Below are 19,734 nucleotides of genomic sequence, written 5' to 3' on the forward strand. Positions count from 1 at the left end.
TGCCCGGTACAAAAAATCTGAAATCCCTCTTAGCTAACGTTTAACTATGCTGGCCTTGTACCGTCAGCGAGAGATTCTCATCGATTTATTGATTTGCATCAGCGAGTTTCGCCCGTTTTTTAGGCACATTCGCTCACTTAATTTTTCCTTCGCTTTATTTATCAGCAGATTCTTTGGATTAATGGTTTAGGGGTAAAAGAATGCTTACGCTAGTAGAGATCCTGATTGGGATTGTGGTCATTGTGGGCGTCGCCCGCTACATCATTAAAGGCTATTCAGCCACCGGCGTGCTATTCGTCGGTGGCTTAGTATTACTCATCGCCAGTGCGCTAATGGGGCATAAGATTTTACCAGGCGACGCAAAGAGCACCGGTTACTCCGCCACCGATATTGTTGAATATATCAAGATACTGCTTATGAGCCGCGGCGGCGACCTCGGCATGATGATCATGATGCTCTGCGGGTTCGCGACTTATATGACGCACATCGGCGCCAATGACATGGTGGTGAAGCTGGCGTCAAAACCGCTGCGCTTCATTAACTCACCCTATCTACTGATGATCGCCGCGTATTTCGTTGCCTGCCTGATGTCGCTGGCCGTCTCCTCGGCAACCGGTCTTGGGGTGCTGCTGATGGCGACGCTGTTCCCGGTCATGGTCAACGTTGGCATCAGCCGCGGTGCCGCCGCCGCTATTTGCGCCTCTCCGGCGGCGATTATTCTGTCACCGACCTCCGGTGATGTCGTGCTGGCCGCTAAGGCCGCCGAAATGCCGCTGATTGACTTTGCCTTTAAAACCACGCTGCCCATCTCAATTGTCGCTATCCTCAGCATGGCGATCGCTCACTTTTTCTGGCAGCGTTATCTGGATAAAAAAGAAAACGTCGTCCATGAAATGCTCGATGTGAACGAAATAACCACCACTGCTCCCGCTTTCTACGCCATCCTGCCGTTTACGCCGATCGTTGGGGTACTGATTTTCGACGGCAAATGGGGCCCGGAGTTGCATATCATCACCATTCTGGTTCTCTGCATGCTGCTGGCGGCGATTCTGGAATTCTGCCGCGGCTTTAACACCAAAAATGTGTTTAACGGCCTGGAAGCGGCGTATCGCGGCATGGCTGACGCTTTTGCCGGAGTGGTGATGCTGCTGGTCGCCGCCGGCGTCTTTGCTCAGGGGCTGAGTACCATTGGCTTTATTAACGGTCTGATTTCTATTGCCACGTCGTTCGGCTCCGCCAGCATTATTCTGATGCTGGTACTGGTCATTCTGACCATGCTGGCGGCCATGACCACCGGTTCCGGTAACGCCCCCTTCTATGCTTTCGTTGAGATGATCCCAAAGCTGGCGCACTCTTCCGGTATCAATCCGGCTTATCTTTCGATACCGATGCTGCAGGCGTCTAACCTTGGACGAACCATTTCGCCGGTATCCGGCGTGGTGGTCGCTGTCGCCGGGATGGCAAAAATATCACCGTTCGAGGTGGTAAAACGGACCTCTGTCCCGGTTCTGGTGGGTTTGCTAGTGGTTATTATCGCCACCGAAGTGCTGGTTCCCGGCAGCGCAATCCGCTAACGGTGACCCCCTGTGAAAAGGCGCCTGTTGGCGCCTTTTTTATGCTTTAATAACGCAATGTTATCAATGACCATTTGTCATCAGGAATAAAAATGTTCAGGAAGGATTTCGTCGCCATTGCCCTTTTGCTTAGTGCCGCCCAGGTCAGCGCGGATCCGCTGATCGCCACGCAATACGGTGATTTTGATCGCTACGTGCTGGCTCTCTCCTGGCAAACGGGGTTCTGCCAAAGTATGCAAGACCGAAACCGCGGCGAGCCGGAAGAGTGTCGCCTGCAGCAAGAACGCAGCAATAAAGCCGATTTCCTGACCGTTCACGGCCTGTGGCCGAGTCTGCCAAAATCCATTGCCGCGCGCGGAGTGGACGAGCGCCGCTGGATGCGTTTTGGCTGCGCGACCCGCCCTGTCCCCAATATGCCGGAAGCGAAAGCCGGGCAAAAATGTCGGGCGGCGGAAACCGGTCTATCGCTGGAAATGGCGAATAAACTTAACGGCGTCATGCCGGGTTCGGGCGGCAACTCATGTCTTGAACGTTATGAATACGCCAAGCATGGCGTTTGCTTTGGGTTTGATCCTGACAACTATTTCGGCGCCATGGTGCGCCTGAACGGCGAAATTAAGCAAGGCCCCCTTGGCGCTTTCCTGGCCAAATATTACGGGCAAACCGTTAGCCGGGATGACTTCAACGCCGCGGTCGCTGAGGCCTATGGAAAACAGAACGTTAAGGCGTTCAAGTTAACCTGCAACGGCAACCCCGCCTATCTGACTGAGATGCAAATCTCCATCAAAGCCGCGGCTATCAATGCCCCTTTATCCGCTAACTCATTCTTACCTCAGCCCCATCCGGGGAACTGCGGTAAGCAATTTCTGCTGGATAAAGCCGGCTAGGTTTTATACGACTTAGCTATCGTTCGTTAATGAATGTGCGTTTAATCACTTCAAACCACCAGCAAGTCTCAGTATGATGAGAGGACATTAACCCTTGCCATTTTCGGTGAGGGTTTTCTTTTACGGACAGGTTCCTGGATAACATGGAGTATGAGATGACCAGACCCGCAATCATCATTAATGAACTTGACGCAGAGCGCATCGACAGGCTGCTGGAGCAACCGGCTTTCGCCAACTCGCCGGTCGCGGACGCGCTAAATGACGAGCTTGACCGCGCGCAAATGCTGGCCCCGGAAGCCATGCCGCATGATGTTGTCAGCATGAATAGCCAAGTCAGGTTTCGCGATTTAACAACCGGTGAAGAGCGTATCCGCACCCTGGTTTTCCCGGCCCAGGTAACGGATAGCGCCACTCAGCTATCGGTTATGGCCCCGGTCGGTGCCGCCCTGCTGGGACTAAAAGTCGGCAGCGCGATTCACTGGGAATTACCGGGCGGCACCTCAACGCATCTTGAAGTGCTGGAACTGCTCTATCAGCCGGAAGCCGCTGGCGATTTCCACCGTTAACCCCCTTCCTGCCTGAGGCGTTTACGCTTTATCCAGAGGATGTATCCACATCCTCTTTCTGAACTTTTCACTCTTCACTTCTCATTTGACAAACTTTTACGCCGCACTCCAGCCGTTCTGACAATTTTGCGACCTGAATGGCACAATACTTTCCTATAATGTGTTGATATAAAAGCAGACGAACAAGGAGGAATGCATATGTATAAAACAATCATTATGCCCGTTGATGTCTTTGAAATGGAGTTAAGCGATAAAGCCGTTCGCCATGCCGAGTTTTTAGCCCAGCAGGACGGGGTTATCCATCTTCTCCACGTACTACCCGGTTCTTCAAGCTTCACGATGAGTCGTTTTACCGCCGACCTGCGCCGCTTTGAAGAGCATTTGCAGCATGAAGCAGAAACGCGCCTGAAAACAATGGCTGGACATTTCAGCATTGACCCGTCGCGAATCAAAATGCACGTCCGCTTTGGCAACGTGCGCGATATGGTCAATGAACTGGCCAATGAAATAAAAGCCGATGTGGTCGTGATTGGCTCCCGCAATCCTTCCATCAGCACGCACCTGCTGGGCTCCAACGCCTCAAGCGTGATTCGTCATGCCCATATTCCGGTGATGGTGGTCAGGTAACTCCAGCATGCTAAAAAAAGAGGCTACCCAAGGGTAGCCTCTTTACTGTGCAGGTTGAGTCTTACTTTATTATGAATTATGCAGTTTTAGTGCGAATCAGGTAATCGAACGAGCTCAGCGACGCCTTCGCACCTTCGCCGGTGGCGATAATAATCTGTTTATACGGAACGGTCGTGCAGTCGCCAGCAGCGAAAACGCCCTTCACGTTGGTTTCACATTTAGCATCAATGATGATTTCCCCCATGCGGTTGCGTTCAATCGCGCCTTCCAGCCAGTTGGTATTCGGCAGCAGACCTATCTGAACGAAGATCCCCGCCAGCGCCACGTGATGTTCATCGCCGCTCACCCGGTCGCGGTACTGCAGGCCGGTGACTTTGCTGCCGTCGCCCACCACTTCTGTGGTCTGCGCGTTCAGGATAATATCGACGTTTTTCAGGCTGCGGACTTTATCCTGCAAAACCTGATCGGCCTTCATTTCCGGCGCGAACTCCAGCAGAGTGACATGTTCAACAACGCCTGCCAGATCGATTGCCGCTTCCACGCCGGAGTTACCGCCGCCGATCACCGCCACGCGCTTGCCCTTAAACAGCGGGCCGTCGCAGTGCGGACAGTAGGTTACGCCCTTGGTACGATACTGATCTTCACCCGGCACGTTCATGTTACGCCATTTCGCGCCGGTAGCAATGATCACGCTACGCGCTTTCAGCACCGCACCGGAGGCGGTTTCAATCTGATGTAGACCGCCTTCAACCGCAGCAGGGATCAGTTTTGAGGCACTCTGGGAATCGATAACATCAACATCGTATTCACTAACGTGCGCTTTTAATGCGCCAGCCAGTTTCTGGCCTTCCGTTTTAGGTACCGAGATATAGTTTTCGATATCCACGGTATCCAGCACCTGGCCGCCAAAACGCTCGCCCATCAGGCCGGTACGAATGCCTTTGCGCGCGGAGTAAACGGCTGCAGCTGCGCCGGACGGGCCGGAGCCGACGATTAAGACATCGTAGGCTTCACGTTTATTCAGCTCTTCCGCCGCACGTTTTTCCGCGCCGGTATCCACTTTAGCCACGATTTCAGTCAGCGTCATGCGGCCCTGACCAAATTCCTTACCGTTCATAAATACTGCCGGTACGCCCATCACGTTGCGTTCGGTGATTTCATTTTGATACGTTCCGCCGTCAATCGCCGTGTGCTTGATACGCGGGTTCAGTACCGCCATCAGGTTCAGCGCCTGAACCACATCCGGGCAGTTATGACATGAAAGCGAATAGTAGGTTTCGAATTCAAAATCGCCGTCGATATTGCGGATTTGCTCAAGCAGGGACTGGGCTTCTTTTGACGGATGGCCGCCGGTCCACAGCAGAGCAAGAACTAAAGAGGTGAATTCATGTCCCAGCGGAGAACCGGCAAAGCGCGGCCCCTGGCTGGAGCCGGGGTTGGTAATCAGGAATGACGGCTTGCGCACCGCCAGGCCGTTATCTTCTTTAAAGGTGACTTTATCTGACAGTTCAGCAATTTCAGCCAGCAGTTCCCTGATTTCTGCCGATTTAGCGCCGTCATCCAGCGTGGCAATCAGCTCAACAGGTTTAGTCAGCTTCTCAAGATAGGCCTTGAGCTGGGTTTTCATGTTGGTGTCGAGCATTTTTATCTCCTGGGCTTAAAACATCATCATGCAAGCGGCCTCGTCCAGGCAGCCTGAATACGCTTGCATCATGGTGTTGGAATGAAATGGGCGCCGGTGCGCCCATGACTGAAGTCATTTCCAAAGTATTTCGCGTCAGAGCAAGGCGGCTAGCCTGAGAATCCCCGAGAGCTTACTGAAGTAAGCGACCGGGGTGAGCAGGCGACGCCAACGCAGCTATGGCGTGAAAGACGACGGAAATTTAGATTTTGCCGACCAGGTCCAGGGATGGAGCCAGAGTCGCTTCGCCTTCTTTCCACTTAGCCGGGCAAACTTCGCCTGGGTGAGAAGCTACGTACTGAGCTGCTTTGATTTTGCGCAGCAGGTCAGACGCGTCACGGCCGATACCTTCAGCGGTAACTTCGATAGCCTGGATAACACCCTGCGGGTCAACAACGAAGGTTGCACGATCTGCCAGACCTTCATCTTCACGCATGTTGTCGAAGTTACGGGTCAGGGCGCCAGTCGGGTCGCCGATCATCGCGTATTTGATTTTGGCGATGGTTTCAGAGCTGCTGTGCCACGCTTTGTGGGTGAAGTGGGTATCGGTAGAGACGGAGTACACATCTACGCCCAGCTTCTGCAATTCTTCGTAATGGTCTGCGACGTCGCCCAGTTCAGTCGGGCAAACGAAAGTGAAGTCAGCCGGGTAGAAGAAGAAGACGCTCCAGCGGCCTTCAGTATCTTTCTCGGTTACTTCGATGAATTCACCGTTTTTGAACGCCTGGTTTTTGAAAGGTTTGATTTTGGTATTAATTAAGGACATCTATACTTCCTCCGTGTTTTCGTTGAGGTCTAAGTTAACGAATTTTTCCTGACTCGACCAATGCGTTTGCATTATCGAATCAATAAGCGTTATCTAACAACCGAAACAAGACAACTTTGTGAACCTGTCAACGCGATGGCAAACCGCTACCGCGTTTCGCATTATATGCGCTGAAAAGTAAAAAGGCCGCCCTCGCAGGCGGCCCCGTTACCTGAAACACCCGCAGGTAGGTTCAGCGCCAGTAGCTGGCAATGTGTTGCGCTCTACACCTTAATGTAACAGCTCAGCGATTACATCACCCGCTGAACGAAAGGGCAATCCACGCGGCGTCAGGTCTTACCTATGGCTGTAATAGGTTTTACCACAGCCATGACTTTTACCTTTGATTTTGCTGGGCTTCACTCTATCCCCCCCTGTTCATGCGGATCTGAATCCCCGGCTTCTACGATCGGGCCTTTTCCACCCAGCACAAACGAAGCGTCTTAATGCCCCTCACCGGTTGATAAGCTATCCCGGTGCCAACGTCATATCAGCAATTGACCTTATGAATAACGAAAGAAGGATTCAACACGCAATGAGGCTGCGGATAAAGAAAAACTACAGATTATGAAGGAGGCAAAGCCAGACTTCATAAACGTCCTTCCGTCTCTGGCGTTGCAGTAAACAAAAGGATCTGGCGGAATGCGCGACGGTGGTATATATTTAGATAAACTTAACGACGACACGAGCATTAAATAATTAAGAACGAACATTCACCAAACAAATATAATGAAAACATATTATAATCTATTTTTCTTACTGCCAGCTTAACAGGACGTTGAAAATGGCTAACCTTTACGATCTCAAGAAATTCGATCTGAATCTACTCGTTATTTTTGAATGCATTTACCAGCATTTAAGTATCAGCAAAGCGGCGGAAACGCTATTTATTACGCCCTCTGCCGTCAGTCAGTCACTTCAGCGTCTCCGTACCCAGCTAAATGACCCACTATTCGTTCGTTCAGGTAAAGGGATAACGCCGACTACGGTAGGTGTTAATCTGCATCATCATCTCGAAAAAAACCTGAATCAATTAGAACAAACTATCTATCTGACCAACCGTTCTGAATTAAAGAAACGTCTTGTGGTTTATGCCCCGCAGCTTTTTATTACCCCTAAAACAACTAATTTGATTCATATGCTATTAAATGATTCAAACCTGCACGTTGAGCATCACGATCTGCTGGCATCAGGAGAGTCGGTAGAAAGCTTGCTATCCTACCGTAAAGCCGACCTGATATTCAGCACTCTGCCACTAATATCGCGAGCTACCGTCTGTAAGCGCATCCAGGAGATGGACATTTCGCTGGTGTGTAATGAAAACCATCCCAGGCTGGCATCGCTGACCACGACAAAAGCCATACTGCAGGAACGCTTTACCTATTATCTGTCTAACGATCAGGGAACTAAATCCTTTCAAAACCAGGCTGCAGGCATTCTTGCTGATAGAAAAATCGCTTTCAGTAGCGATTCATACACCGCCATCCTTAATATTATTCAACAGACTGATTTAATCGGTTTTGTACCGACGTGTATTCTGGAATATATAAGTTTCCAGAATAAATTTAAAGTTATCAACGTGCCATTTAAGATCCCCTCCGTCAGTATTTACATGATCTATAATCGGGTAAATCTTGATGACCCCAAGTTTGCAAGATTCATCGATAATTTCGAAAACAATAATATCAGTGAATAATTAAAATAATTTTCATTAAATCAATGAATAATAACTAATCTCTTGATTACGAAAAGAATATGATATAAGTACACAGTATCTTTCGCATTAAAGGAATAATGGCTGTGTCTTTTATAAAACTTCCATTACCAGAGTCCGTTCTGCAGGCCAGTCAGCAGAGAATAGAATGGGTAATGGATAACTTCTCTCGCATTTGCGTCTCTTTTTCTGGCGGTAAAGATTCAACGACCATGCTGCACCTCACTGCGCAGCATGCCCGCCATACAGGCAAAAAGATTTGCGTCCTGTTTGTTGATTGGGAAGCGCAGTTTTCCTGCACCATTGCGCATTGCGAAAGGATGCGCGAAGAGTATCGTGACGTTATTGAGCAATTTTTCTGGGTGGCGCTGCCCCTCACCACGCAAAACTCGCTGACCCAATACAACCCCGAATGGCAGTGCTGGGAACCCGGCGCGCGCTGGGTGCGTCAACCACCGAAGGACGCGATTACCGATCCGGGCTATTTCCCATTTTATCAATCGGGTATGAGCTTTGAAACGTTCGTCCGCGAATTTGCCGATTGGTTTTCGCAAAACCGTCCCGCGGCGGTTATGGTCGGCATCCGTGCCGATGAATCGCTTAATCGGTTTATCGCCATCTCCTCGCAGCGTAAGCTTCGCTTTGCCGACGATAAGCCCTGGACCACCTCAGCGCCGGGCGGTCACGCATGGTACATCTATCCTATCTACGACTGGAAAACCGCCGATATCTGGACCTGGTTTGGTAAAAGCGGCCTGTCCTATAACCCACTCTATAACCTGATGTATCAGGCGGGCGTTCCGCTGCGTTATATGCGCATTTGCGAACCCTTTGGCCCGGAACAGCGCCAGGGACTGTGGCTCTACCATGTGCTGGAACCTGAACGCTGGGCCGTCATGTGCCAGCGCGTCAGCGGCGTCCACTGCGGCGGGGTCTACGCCGGTCACGATAATCAGTTCTACGGTCATCGAAAGCTGGATAAGCCGGAACAGCACACGTGGAAAAGCTATGCCCTGTTCTTGCTCGATAGCATGCCGGAGAAAACGGCGGAACACTATCGCAATAAAATCGCCGTTTATCTGCACTGGTATCAGAAGCAGGGAATGGCGGATATACCGGATACGCAACCGGCGGACATTGGTTCCAAAGATATCCCCTCATGGCGGCGCATCTGCAAAGTTCTCCTGAATAATGATTACTGGTGCCGCCAGCTTTCTTTTAGTCCGACCAAATCTCATCAATATAAACGCTATCGCGAGCGTATGAATAAAAAGCGCCAGCAATGGGGAATACTATGCAACGACAATTAATCCAGGCTATTGAACGCTATCTGCAATCGCTGGAAGATGAAGAGGAAAAGATTACTGCGCTTAACGCCTTTCGCCAGACTCTGCATGAATATAGTCCTTTCAAATCACAACCGGTTGATTGCGTGCTGTGGGTCAAACAGGAAAACGTTTTGCCTAATGATTACAACCCAAATAACCTTGCGCCGCCTGAAAAGCGCCTGTTATTCACCTCGCTGGAAACGGACGGCTTCACGCAACCCGTTGTGGTGCTGAAACAGGAGCAGGAGCGCTACGCCATTATCGATGGTTTTCATCGTCATGAACTGGCCAGCGGCAAAGCGACATTGAAAAAACGGCTGAAAGGCTACCTGCCCATCGCCTGCCTGGAAAGCAACGGCGCTAAGCGTGATTCTCTAATGGCCGCGACCATTCGCCACAACCGGGCGCGCGGGCGGCATCAGATTCATGCGATGTCGGAAATTGTCCAGGAATTGGCGCATCTCGGCTGGTCCGATACTAAAATCGGCAAAGAGTTAGGTATGGATTCAGACGAAGTATTGCGCCTGAAGCAAATCAACGGTCTGGTAGAGATGTTCGGCGACCGTCAATTTTCTCAGGCGTGGACCGTTAAATAATTACAGACGACACAGTCGTTCCGCCGCAGCCAGCAGCGTTGCTGGCTGTTTGGCGAAGCACAAGCGTATCAGCTTATGCGGGAACGGATCGGCGCAGAACACCGACAGAGGGATCGCCGCGACGCCGATTTCGGTGGTTAACCAGCGGCAGAAGCTGACATCATCCAGATCCGAGACGGCGCTATAGTCCGCCAGCAGGAAATAAGTCCCTTCGCAGGGCAAAATTTCCAGGCGACTGGAACGCAACGCATCAATAAACAGATCCCGCCGCTCGCGGTAAAACGCCGGAAGCTGCCGGTAATGCTCCGGTTCGCGACGCAGCATATCGGCAATCGCCAGCTGGGCGGGCGTATTGACGGCAAAAGTCAGATACTGATGCACTTTACGCAGCTCCGCGCTAATGGCGGCAGGCGCTACACAGTAGCCGACCTTCCAGCCGGTCATATGAAAGGTTTTGCCAAATGAAGAAACCGCTACCGCCCGTTCGCGCAGCTGCGGATGCGCCAGCACGCTGGCATGCCCTTCAGCAGCAAAGCAGATATGTTCATAAACTTCATCGCTAAGCACGTAGATTTCACGATCGGCGATCGCCTGCCATAGCGCGGCAAAATCTTCCCGCAGCCACACCGTTGCTGACGGGTTGTGCGGCGTATTGAGTATAACCAGTCGAGTTTTGTCGCTGAGGCTCGCGGCGAACTGCCGCCAGTCAACGCGAAAATGCGGCGGCTGGAGGGCAATTCGCTTCAGCACGCCGCCCGACAGCTCAATCGCCGGGGCATAGCTATCGTAGCTTGGGTCAAAGCAGATAACCTCGTCGCCGGCGCGCACCAGGGCGGTAATCGCCGCATACAGCGCTTCCGTCGCTCCGGCGGTCACGGTCACGTCGCTGTTGGCATCGGGAAGGTAGCCGTACAGCTCTTCGGTTTTATCGACGATGGCTTCGCGCAGCGCGGCTACGCCGGTCATCGGCGCATACTGATTGGCTCCCTGCGCAACATGATACGCCAGTCGCTCCTGCAAATAGCGTGGGCCGTCGAAATCCGGAAACCCCTGCGACAGGTTTATCGCCTGATGCTGCTGGGCCAGGGCGCTCATTTGGCTAAAAATGGTCGTGCCCAGTGAGGGGAGTTTACTCTCAGGAATCAGTGGCTTATTGCTCATTCTTTTTGTACCGTTTGTGATGCTGTTGTTGAAGCCACTATAACACGATGTTAATATTTGGCAATCAAGACGCTTAGACGTCTAAATGATAACGTTATTTCGCTTATGATTGAAAAACAGCTATCAGCACAACGCCACCGTCAGCACGACCTACCGCTCACTCTGGAGAACTCATGATCCGCGCTATCGTGACCGATATTGAAGGCACCACCAGCGACATTCGCTTCGTCCACAACGTTCTGTTCCCGTACGCCCGCGAACGCCTGGCCGGTTTCGTTACCGCTCAGCAGTTTGTCGAGCCGGTGAAGACCATTCTCGATAACCTGCGCGAAGAGATCGCCCAGCCGGCGGCTGGCGCCGAAGAACTGATTGCGACCCTCTTCGCCTTTATGGATGAAGACCGCAAATCGACTGCCCTCAAGGCGCTGCAGGGCATTATCTGGCGCGATGGCTACGTTCATGGCGACTTTACCGGCCACCTATATCCGGATGTTCTGCCGGCGTTGGAAAAATGGAGGTCACAGGGTATTGATTTATATGTATATTCTTCAGGCTCCGTTGCAGCGCAGAAATTGTTATTTGGCTACAGCGATGAAGGTGATATTACTCATCTGTTCAACGGCTATTTCGATACCCTGGTAGGCGCCAAGCGTGAAGCGCAGTCCTACCGCAACATTGCTGAGCAGCTGGGACAGCCTCCTGCCGCCATCCTGTTCCTTTCCGATATTCATCAGGAGCTGGATGCCGCGGAAGAGGCCGGTTTCCGCACCCTACAGCTGGTGCGCGGCGACCGCGACCCGGCCAGCCACCATCCGCAGGTTCAGCGTTTTGACGATATTCATCCGGAGCAGATCCCAGCATGAGCGCATTAACCATTTTTTCCGTGAAAGACCCGCAAAACTCGCTCTGGCACAGCACTGACGCCGAAGAGATCCAGCAGCAGCTCAATGCCAAAGGCGTCCGTTTCGAGCGCTGGCAGGCCGACCGTGATTTAGGCGCGGCGCCAACCGCAGAAACGGTCATTGCCGCCTATCAGCATGCGATTGATAAGCTAGTGGCAGAGAAAGGCTATCAGAGCTGGGACGTGATCAGCCTGCGCGCGGATAATCCGCAAAAAGAGGCGCTGCGGGAAAAGTTTCTCAACGAGCATACCCACGGGGAAGACGAAGTGCGCTTCTTCGTCGAGGGCGCCGGGCTGTTTTGCCTGCATATTGGCGATGAGGTGTTCCAGGTTTTGTGTGAGAAGAATGACCTGATTTCGGTTCCCGCTCACACGCCGCACTGGTTTGATATGGGCTCTGAGCCCAACTTCACCGCCATCCGCATCTTCGACAACCCGGAAGGCTGGATAGCCCAGTTTACCGGCGACGATATCGCCAGCGCCTACCCACGGCTGGCGTAATGCCGCGATTCAAGGGGTGAGCAGGCTTATCATCGCTCTCAAGGCGCTTTCCCGGAGGCGGCGCGTAACGCGCCTGTCCAGGCTACTCGACCCGCAGACGGCGATGATCCTGTAGGCCGGGCAAGGCGCCTGCCGCCGCCCGGCGATTCCCTGCGCCTAAGCGCTAATAAACCTCGGCGGATCGAAAGCGGTCACCGGCGGCAGCGCCTCGCGCCATGGCTCAATTTCCACCCAGCAGCTCTGAGCGCTACAGCCCTGCCCCAGTCGCGAACTGCCGCGATCCTCGGTGAGCACGTTGGGATTACCGTGCTTATCCAGCGACCCCTTTTCATTCGGATCCAACGGATCGTACCAGGCGCCGGTCGACATCTGCACCACCCCCGGCAAAATCTGCTCACTCAGGTGCACGCCGGCGAGAATCGCGCCACGGGCGTTATAAACCTTGACCACGCTGCCTTCGCGAATATCCCGCGCCTGCGCATCCTGAGGGTGCATCCACAGCGGCTCTCGCCCCTCAATTTTCGTCGCCCGGCTCACGCTGCCGTGATCGTACTGGCTATGCAGACGGGTGCGCGGCTGGCTGGAGAGCAGGTGCAGCGGCCAGCGCGCCGCCTCCTGCCGCTGCCGCTCCGCCTCCTGCTCATCCCACCACGGGTGGCCTGGGCACTCGCGATAACCAAAACCGGCGATGGTTTCTGAAAAAAGCTCAATCTTGCCGGACGGCGTGGCGAGAGGATAGCGCTGCGGGTCGGCGCGAAAATCCGCCAAAAAGACCTGCGGTTTTTCCGGCGCGCTATACTCCAGCACTCCCTGCTGCCAGAACGCGTCAAACGACGGCAACGCGATCCCTTCTTCCTGCGCGCGCGGCCGCGACGCTTCGTAGATTTGCCGCAGCCACTGCCCGGCATCGCGCCCCTCGCTAAAACGCTCAGCGAACCCCAGCCGTTCGGCGAGATCGCAGAAGATGGCGTAATCATCGCGCGCTTCGCCCACCGGCGGGATCTGCGCGCTCATGGCGATCATAAAGCCGTCGTGGCCTCCGCTGCCGATATCTTCCCGCTCCAGCGAAGTGGTGGCCGGCAAAACGATATCGGAAAATTTGGCCTGCGCGGTCCAGAACTGCTCGTGTACGACTACCGTTTCCGGCCTCCGCCAGGCTTCGCACAGGCGGTTAAGATCCTGATGATGATGAAACGCGTTGCCGCCCGCCCAGTAGACGAGGCGAATATCGGGATAGCGCAGATGCTGGCCGTCAAACTCGTACGCTTCACCCGGATGCAGCAGCATATCGGAGAGACGCGCCACTGGAATCACGCTGTTCACGGCGTTATCCCCGGCAGGAAGACGCGGTCCGGAAAAGGCTTTCCGCGCCGCTCCTGCCAGATTGGTACAGGCGTAGCCAAATCCTAACCCGCCGCCCGGCGTACCGATTTGCCCCAGCAGCGCGGTAAGCGCCACCGTCGCCCAGTAGGCCTGTTCGCCCTGGCGCGCCCGCTGAATCGACCACGAGATATTGACCATCGTGCGCAGGCTCGCCATCTCGCGCGCCAGCGCGACAATCCGCTGCGCCTCAAGACCGGTTATCGCCGCCGCCCACTCCGGCGTTTTCGCGATGCCATCGCGCTCCCCCATCAGGTAGGCGCGATAAGGCGCAAAGCCCACGGTATGGCTGGCGACAAAAGCGCTGTCGTAAAGGGATTCATTAATCAGCACGTAGCACAGCGCCAGCAGCAGCGCGGTGTCGGTCCCCGGACGAACCGCAAACCACTCTGCGCTCTCCACGGCGCTCAGATCGTTGCGTACCGGGCTGATATTGATAAAGCGCGTCCCCTGCGCCTGCATCTTTTCCAGCCAGTATTTCAGCATATGGTCGTTGGCGCCGCCGCCGTTGACCTGCGCATTACGCAGCGGCAGGCCGCCGAAGGCGACGAACAGCTGACACTCGCGCGCCAGCTCGGAAAAGTGGGTATGCTGGCGGTGCAGCGGGCTCAGCGGACCGAGAATATGCGGCAGGATGCGCTCACCCGCCGCGCTGCTGTAGGTATTGGTGCTGGCGGTATAGCCGCCGAAGCACTTAAGGAAGCGATGCAGCTGGCTTTGCGCGTGATGGAAACGCCCGGCGCTGGCCCAGCCGTAGGAACCGCCGAAAATCGCTTCATTGCCGCAACGCGCTTTGACCGAATTCAGTTCGCGCGCCAGCAGATCGAGCGCCACCTCCCAGCTCACCTCCACGAACGGCTCTTTACCTCGCCCCTCGCGGGAAGCCGGACCATTTTGCAGATAGCCGGCGCGCACCGCCGGACGGCGAATGCGCGTCTTGCTGGTGACCGCATCCGGGAGCGACTGTCCGATAGGTGAGGGATTTTTATCCCACGGCACCGGCGTCACCGCCTCAATGTTGCCGTCACGTGCCTGTACCTGCCAGGTTCCCCAATGCATTACGGTCAGATTATGTTGTTTTCTCATGTGGTTTTTTCTCACCTGCTAACGGCCGCTATAATAAATCGCAGGAATAATAAATTTAAAAGCCCTGTCGCCATACAATCTACTGCCTTAAAAGCGTTTACCAATTAAAATGGCTTAAGATTATTGCGTAATACGATATATTTAAGATATGCATTAATACTAATTAAGCAGCAATATTGTTTTGATTAAATAAGAGTTGCAAGCAAATTAAGCCCACAAAATAAAAAGGGATTAAACTGCATCATGAAATATTTTCAGGTTGCAGATGACAAATTTACGTTTTCCTCAGGCAAATCTGCGATATAACATTGTTGATATAACTTAGACATATTTTGTATTTGAGGTTGTGTAGTTGTTATTGTCATGCTACGGCTCCGCAGCCACCTCCATTACAGGACCATAATAAGAATGTCGCAGAAAAATAAATTATTGCCCCTCGCGCTGGGCATGCTCTCGCTTGCCTCCGTTAACGCTCTGGCGGCGGAGACGCTATCGCTTCAGGGAAAAACCATCGGCGTCGCCGTGGTCGGCACACAGCACTTCTGGGATCGTGAAGCCTATAAGGGTGCGACCGAAGAGGTAGAGAAACTGGGTGGTAAGGTGATCGGCGTCGACGGCGGCCGCGATAATCAGGTTCATGCGAATAACCACGATATTTTACTGTCGCGTAAGGTTGATGCGGTAATTAGCATTCTGGGCGACAGCGCCGTTGAGCCTAAATTCAAAGCGCTGCGCGATGCCGGCATTCCGGTATTTACCGTAGACCACGTTTCGAAATATTCGGTCAATAACACCACCTCCGATAACTACACGCTGGGATCGACCATTGGTCGTTATATGGCCGATGAGCTGGGTGGCAAAGGCAACGTCGCGGTATTTAACGCGTTCTCCAGCTCCCTGCGTATTTGCGGCATTCGTTACGACCAGTGGAAATATGTCCTTAAAGATTACCCGGATATTCATATTATTCAGCCGGAGCTGGCCGAACAGTTTGCCAACTCCCCGGAAGACGCGCGGAAGAAAACCCTCGAACTGCTGAGCCAGTACCCGAAAGGTAAGCTCGACGCAATTCACGTGGCCTGCTGGGATCAGCCGGCAATCGGTATTGTCCAGGCGCTGGAAGAGACCGGACGCGATAAAGACGTGAAAGTCACCGCCATCGACGCCGGCCCGGAAACGCTGGAGATCATGGCCGAACCGGGCAGCCCGTTCGTCGCCAACGTCGCCCAGCAGCCGCACCTGATTGGCCAGACCTCTGCCGATAACGTCGCGCGCTACTTCGACAAACAGAAGCTGCCCCTGCAAACCTTTATTCCGGTGGTCCCGGTGAAAGGTCCGCAAGAGGCGAAAGCGGTCTACAAACAGCTAGGATATGGCGAACTGCAGTGATCACTCAATCCTCCGGCGGGGCGACCCCCGCCGCTGGCCTGGCGATGAACCAGATCAGCAAAAGCTTTGCCAACGTGACTGCATTAAATGCGGTCACGCTGCTTCTGAACCCCGGTGAAATTCACGGCCTGATCGGCGAGAACGGCGCAGGAAAATCGACGCTGATAAAAATCCTCGCTGGCGTCTATCGGGCCGATAGCGGCAACGCCACGCTCGACGGCGAGCCGCTGCCGCTCGGCAATCCCGCGGCGATTGAAGCGCTGGGCATCCGCGTTATTCACCAGGAGCTCAACCTGATCCCGCACTTTACCGTGGCGGAATCGGTATTCCTCGGCCAGGAGTATCGCACCCGCTGGGGGGCGCTGGACCGGCGGCGGATGAACGCCGCGACCGAGGCGTTTTTCCGCGACAGCTGGCAGCTGGACATCAATCCCCGCCGCCTGATCCGCGACCTCAGCCTCGCCGAGCGCAAACTGGTGCAAATCGCCAGGGCGCTGATCGACGGCGCGGCAAAGCTGGTGGTCTTCGATGAGCCCACCGCGCCGCTGGAGGCGCAAGAGGCCAGCCTGGTCTCCTCAGCGATTCTGCGCCTTCGCGAGCAGGGGATCGCGATCCTCTATATTTCCCACTATCTCAACGAAATCGCCGCCCTTTGCGATCGCGGCACGGTGCTGCGTAACGGCGAGGTCGTCGGCTATCCCGACCGGGAGCTCCTGCAGAATACCGACGCGCTGATTAAAATGATGGTCGGTCGCGACATTGAACAGCTCTATACCCCTCGCCAGAGCAGCGCTCATCAGGTCGATGCCGCCGCGCCGGTGCTGTCGGTTCGCCATCTCAGCGACGGTCAGCAGTTGCACGATATTAGCTTTGATATTCAGCCGGGAGAGATCGTCGGCATCGCCGGGCTGCTGGGCGCCGGGCGCGACGTGCTGGTCGATCTGCTTTACGGGCTGCGCCGCCCCCGCAGCGGCACGATTAGCATCGACGGCCAGGCGAAGCGGCTGCGGACGCCGTATCAGGCTACCCGCGCCGGGCTAGCCCTTGTGCCGCGCGACCGTCGCCATCAGGGGCTGATTCTCCCCTTCTCCACCGCCGACAATATCAATCTGGCCTCGCTACCGGAGACCGCCACTTTCGGCTGGGAACATCGCGGCAAAGCGCTGGATAAAGCGCGCGGCTGGATCGAACAGCTCGCCATCCGCCCCGGCCGTCCGGAACTGCCGGTGCGTTTTATGAGCGGCGGCAACCAGCAAAAGGCGATTCTCGCCCGCTGGCTGGGCACCGATGCGCGGCTTTTCATCCTCGATGAACCCACCCTCGGGGTGGATATCGGCGCGCGCAGCGATATCTATCAGCGTACCCGCGAGCTGGCGGATCGCGGTCGCGGCGTACTGGTCTCATCCAGCGACGCGCCGGAGCTGCTGGGCCTTTGCGACCGCATCCTGGTGATGTGGCGCGGCGAGCTAGTGGCTAATCTCCCGACCCGCGGGCTGACGCTGGACGCGCTGCTGGTGACGATTAACGGTGGACAGGAACAACAGGTATGAGTGCAGGTATCCAGCGCCGCCCCCTTCCGGGCATCACGACGCTTATCGAAAAATTTCCCCTGATTCTCTTTTTTGCGCTGCTGGTCTGGCTCAGCCTGCAGTCGCCTTTCTTTTTAAGCTGGCAAAATATCAGCATGATGCTGGTGCAGAGCGTGCCTCTGGCGATCCTCTGCTTCGGCCTGGTCTGCGTGATTGCCGTCGGCGGCGATGATGTGGTCTCCGGCGGCATCGACCTGTCGCTGCCCGCCATCGCGGTGCTCGGCGTCGCGCTGCTCAGCCTCGGCATGGCCGAGTGGAACACCCCGTACCTGGCGCTGTTTATACTGCTGATTGCCGTGAGCCTGGCCTGCGGCGCGGTCAACGCTACGCTGGTGCTGGCGGCGGGTCTGCCGCCGCTGCTGGCGACCCTGTCAACCTCGGTGGCCTTCACCGGACTGACCGACCTGCTGACCGGCCAGCGGCGCATCGCGGTAAACGACCCGCTGATGGTGGCTTTTCGCGATAACGATCTGTTCGGCATTCCCTTGCCGCTTATCTATCTGCTGGCGGTCTTCGCGCTGTTTCAGTTTTTGCTCCACCACTCCCGCTTCGGCCAGCATTTACAGGCGGTGGGCGGTAACCGCGATATGGCGCAGATGAGCGGGCTCAACGTTCGTCGTTTGACCATTATCGTCTGGCTGCTGGCAGGCATTGCCGCCGGCCTGGCGATTTTACCGCTGCTCAGCCAGGGCTCCGGCAGCTCCAGCGGCACGGCGACGCCGCTGCTGCTGGAAACCGTCCTCGCTACTTTTATCGGCGCGGCGTTTTCGCGGCGTCGGGTGGTCACCATCTGGGGGGCGCTGCTCGGCGCGGTACTGGTCAACGCGCTCTCAAACGGGCTCGGCCTGCTGGGGGTGAATATTTTCTGGATGGGCGCGATCAAAGGCGGCCTGATCCTCGTGGTGCTGGCGGCGTCGGCGGTCAGACATAAAGGAGGCAACTGATGAGCCAGATGACGCTCAAGACCCCATCAACGAGTCAAACCGGCAGCACCCCGCTGGCGTGGCTTTCTCGGGCGGGATTCGGCGGCATTACCCTGCTGGCGATTGCCCTGTTCGGCTGGGCGAACCCGGTATTTCTGACCTTCGATAACTGGGCCAATCTGCTGCAGGGCAGCGCGATTTTGCTGATCGTGGCGATGGCGATGACCCTTATCGTTAGCGCCGGGGCGATTGACCTCTCCGTCGGCGTCGCGCTTGATTTCGGCGCTGCCTTTGCGCTGGTGGCGCTCAAAACCTGGCACCTGCCGTGGCAGGCAGCGGTGGGCTGCGCGCTGCTCGGCGGGGTGATTATCGGCCTGCTGAACGCCTTCCTGATCCTTGTCTGCCAGATTCGTCCGTTCCTCGCCACCCTCGGCACCTGGTTTATCGCCAGCAGCGCCGAACGCATCTATACCGACGGCGGCGGCTCTATCTCCTACCGCCGGATGGCGCCGGAGTATCACGATCTGGCGGTCGGCAATATCGCCGGTATTCCAACGCCGGTGGTGATCGTGCTGGCGCTGTGGCTGACGGCCTGGCTGATTACCGAACGTACGTTGTTCGGCAAATACGTGCGCGCTATTGGTCAGAACAGCGAAGCGGCGCGGATCGCCGGGATCCGCGACCGCCGGACCATGCTGTGGGTGCTGGTGTCGGCCTCCGCGCTGTGCGCCGTCGGCGGCGTCATTCTCTCCGCCAACCTGCGTCAGTTTACGCCACTGGCCGGTCAGGCCTACCTGATGGACGCCATCGCCGCGGTCTTTATCGGCACCGCCTTCAACCGGCTGGGTCGGGTCAGCATCGCCGGCACCCTCGGCGGCGTGCTGTTCCTCGCGATTATAGATAACGGCCTGAACCTGATGGGGCTGAACTACCTGGTGAAAGACGCGCTGGTTGGCGTGATTCTGGTGGTCGCGCTGGCCCTCTCCTTCTGGCAGGCGCGTCTGCGCCAGACCCATCGTTAAGCGG

Annotated in this window: 17 protein-coding genes; 13 read left to right on the forward strand and 4 right to left on the reverse strand. The window is 55.4% G+C overall.

The genetic code is table 11. The features are described 5' to 3' along the window. Positions 1 to 200: 200 nt before the first annotated feature. The 4 genes from dcuC (at position 201) to uspG (ending at position 3,654) form a co-directional block, all read left to right on the forward strand. Positions 201 to 1,574: an anaerobic C4-dicarboxylate transporter DcuC gene (gene dcuC, locus EGY08_RS07050; RefSeq protein WP_123828341.1), complete on the forward strand. Its 1,374-nt coding sequence runs from the start codon at positions 201 to 203 to the stop codon at positions 1,572 to 1,574. Between the two features lie 92 nt (positions 1,575 to 1,666). After that, complete coding sequence (gene rna / locus EGY08_RS07055; RefSeq protein WP_049112036.1) at positions 1,667 to 2,461, forward strand: ribonuclease I; 795 nt, start codon at positions 1,667 to 1,669, stop codon at positions 2,459 to 2,461. A 155-nt stretch (positions 2,462 to 2,616) separates the two neighbouring features. Then, positions 2,617 to 3,027 carry a nucleoside diphosphate kinase regulator gene (gene rnk / locus EGY08_RS07060; protein ID WP_004111326.1) on the forward strand — a complete coding sequence of 137 codons (411 nt, stop codon included), beginning with the start codon at positions 2,617 to 2,619 and terminating at the stop codon, positions 3,025 to 3,027. 198 nt (positions 3,028 to 3,225) lie between these two features. After that, the gene (gene uspG / locus EGY08_RS07065) at positions 3,226 to 3,654 is read left to right on the forward strand and encodes a universal stress protein UspG (RefSeq protein ID WP_004100140.1); all 429 of its coding nucleotides are present in this window, start codon (positions 3,226 to 3,228) and stop codon (positions 3,652 to 3,654) included. A 76-nt stretch (positions 3,655 to 3,730) separates the two neighbouring features. On the opposite strand, the gene ahpF is transcribed toward uspG, so the two are convergent. Together ahpF and ahpC are read right to left on the reverse strand one after the other, a co-directional pair. Next, positions 3,731 to 5,296 carry an alkyl hydroperoxide reductase subunit F gene (ahpF, locus tag EGY08_RS07070; RefSeq protein WP_004130405.1) on the reverse strand — a complete coding sequence of 522 codons (1,566 nt, stop codon included), beginning with the start codon at positions 5,294 to 5,296 and terminating at the stop codon, positions 3,731 to 3,733. Positions 5,297 to 5,537: 241 nt separating this feature from the next. After that, positions 5,538 to 6,101 carry an alkyl hydroperoxide reductase subunit C gene (ahpC, locus tag EGY08_RS07075; protein WP_004130404.1) on the reverse strand — a complete coding sequence of 188 codons (564 nt, stop codon included), beginning with the start codon at positions 6,099 to 6,101 and terminating at the stop codon, positions 5,538 to 5,540. 823 nt (positions 6,102 to 6,924) lie between these two features. Between ahpC and citR the strand changes: the two genes are divergently transcribed. The 3 genes from citR (at position 6,925) to EGY08_RS07090 (ending at position 9,778) form a co-directional block, all read left to right on the forward strand. Continuing rightward, complete coding sequence (gene citR / locus EGY08_RS07080) at positions 6,925 to 7,836, forward strand: DNA-binding transcriptional repressor CitR (RefSeq protein WP_004130402.1); 912 nt, start codon at positions 6,925 to 6,927, stop codon at positions 7,834 to 7,836. Positions 7,837 to 7,940: 104 nt separating this feature from the next. Continuing rightward, entirely contained in the window at positions 7,941 to 9,164 is a 1,224-nt protein-coding gene (locus EGY08_RS07085; protein ID WP_123828342.1) for a phosphoadenosine phosphosulfate reductase, read from the forward strand. Then, positions 9,149 to 9,778, forward strand: a complete 630-nt coding sequence (locus EGY08_RS07090; protein ID WP_004130398.1) for an IbrB-like domain-containing protein — start codon at positions 9,149 to 9,151, stop codon at positions 9,776 to 9,778. The genes EGY08_RS07085 and EGY08_RS07090 overlap by 16 nt, the downstream gene beginning before the upstream one ends. Here the strand turns inward: EGY08_RS07090 and EGY08_RS07095 are convergent, their stop codons facing one another. After that, positions 9,779 to 10,924 carry a pyridoxal phosphate-dependent aminotransferase gene (locus EGY08_RS07095; protein ID WP_162626031.1) on the reverse strand — a complete coding sequence of 382 codons (1,146 nt, stop codon included), beginning with the start codon at positions 10,922 to 10,924 and terminating at the stop codon, positions 9,779 to 9,781. It lies immediately after the preceding gene. 188 nt (positions 10,925 to 11,112) lie between these two features. On the opposite strand from EGY08_RS07095, the gene mtnC reads away from it, so the two are divergent. Together mtnC and EGY08_RS07105 are read left to right on the forward strand one after the other, a co-directional pair. Then, positions 11,113 to 11,802 carry an acireductone synthase gene (mtnC, locus tag EGY08_RS07100; protein WP_004130394.1) on the forward strand — a complete coding sequence of 230 codons (690 nt, stop codon included), beginning with the start codon at positions 11,113 to 11,115 and terminating at the stop codon, positions 11,800 to 11,802. After that, positions 11,799 to 12,341 carry a 1,2-dihydroxy-3-keto-5-methylthiopentene dioxygenase gene (locus EGY08_RS07105; protein ID WP_004130392.1) on the forward strand — a complete coding sequence of 181 codons (543 nt, stop codon included), beginning with the start codon at positions 11,799 to 11,801 and terminating at the stop codon, positions 12,339 to 12,341. Before mtnC ends, EGY08_RS07105 begins: the two co-directional genes overlap by 4 nt. Positions 12,342 to 12,497: 156 nt before the next feature. On the opposite strand, the gene EGY08_RS07110 is transcribed toward EGY08_RS07105, so the two are convergent. Continuing rightward, the gene (locus tag EGY08_RS07110) at positions 12,498 to 14,807 is read right to left on the reverse strand and encodes a molybdopterin-dependent oxidoreductase (protein WP_123828343.1); all 2,310 of its coding nucleotides are present in this window, start codon (positions 14,805 to 14,807) and stop codon (positions 12,498 to 12,500) included. 408 nt (positions 14,808 to 15,215) lie between these two features. Here EGY08_RS07110 and EGY08_RS07115 point away from each other — a divergent pair, with 408 nt between their 5' ends. Genes EGY08_RS07115 through EGY08_RS07130 form a run of 4 tightly spaced genes read left to right on the forward strand, consistent with a single transcriptional unit; the run spans position 15,216 to position 19,730 of the window. Further along, positions 15,216 to 16,196: a sugar ABC transporter substrate-binding protein gene (locus EGY08_RS07115; protein WP_004130388.1), complete on the forward strand. Its 981-nt coding sequence runs from the start codon at positions 15,216 to 15,218 to the stop codon at positions 16,194 to 16,196. A 44-nt stretch (positions 16,197 to 16,240) separates the two neighbouring features. After that, a complete protein-coding gene (locus EGY08_RS07120; RefSeq protein ID WP_170100751.1) occupies positions 16,241 to 17,746 on the forward strand; it encodes a sugar ABC transporter ATP-binding protein in 1,506 nt (501 codons plus the stop codon). Beyond that, positions 17,743 to 18,729 carry an ABC transporter permease gene (locus tag EGY08_RS07125; protein ID WP_004130384.1) on the forward strand — a complete coding sequence of 329 codons (987 nt, stop codon included), beginning with the start codon at positions 17,743 to 17,745 and terminating at the stop codon, positions 18,727 to 18,729. The genes EGY08_RS07120 and EGY08_RS07125 overlap by 4 nt, the downstream gene beginning before the upstream one ends. Next, positions 18,729 to 19,730 (forward strand): ABC transporter permease, encoded by a 1,002-nt coding sequence (locus EGY08_RS07130; RefSeq protein ID WP_123828344.1) that lies wholly within the window; start codon positions 18,729 to 18,731, stop codon positions 19,728 to 19,730. Before EGY08_RS07125 ends, EGY08_RS07130 begins: the two co-directional genes overlap by 1 nt. The last annotated feature ends 4 nt before the right edge of the window (positions 19,731 to 19,734 follow it).

The organism is Klebsiella sp. FDAARGOS_511 (assembly GCF_003812845.1).
GTDB classification, from domain to species: domain Bacteria; phylum Pseudomonadota; class Gammaproteobacteria; order Enterobacterales; family Enterobacteriaceae; genus Klebsiella; species Klebsiella grimontii.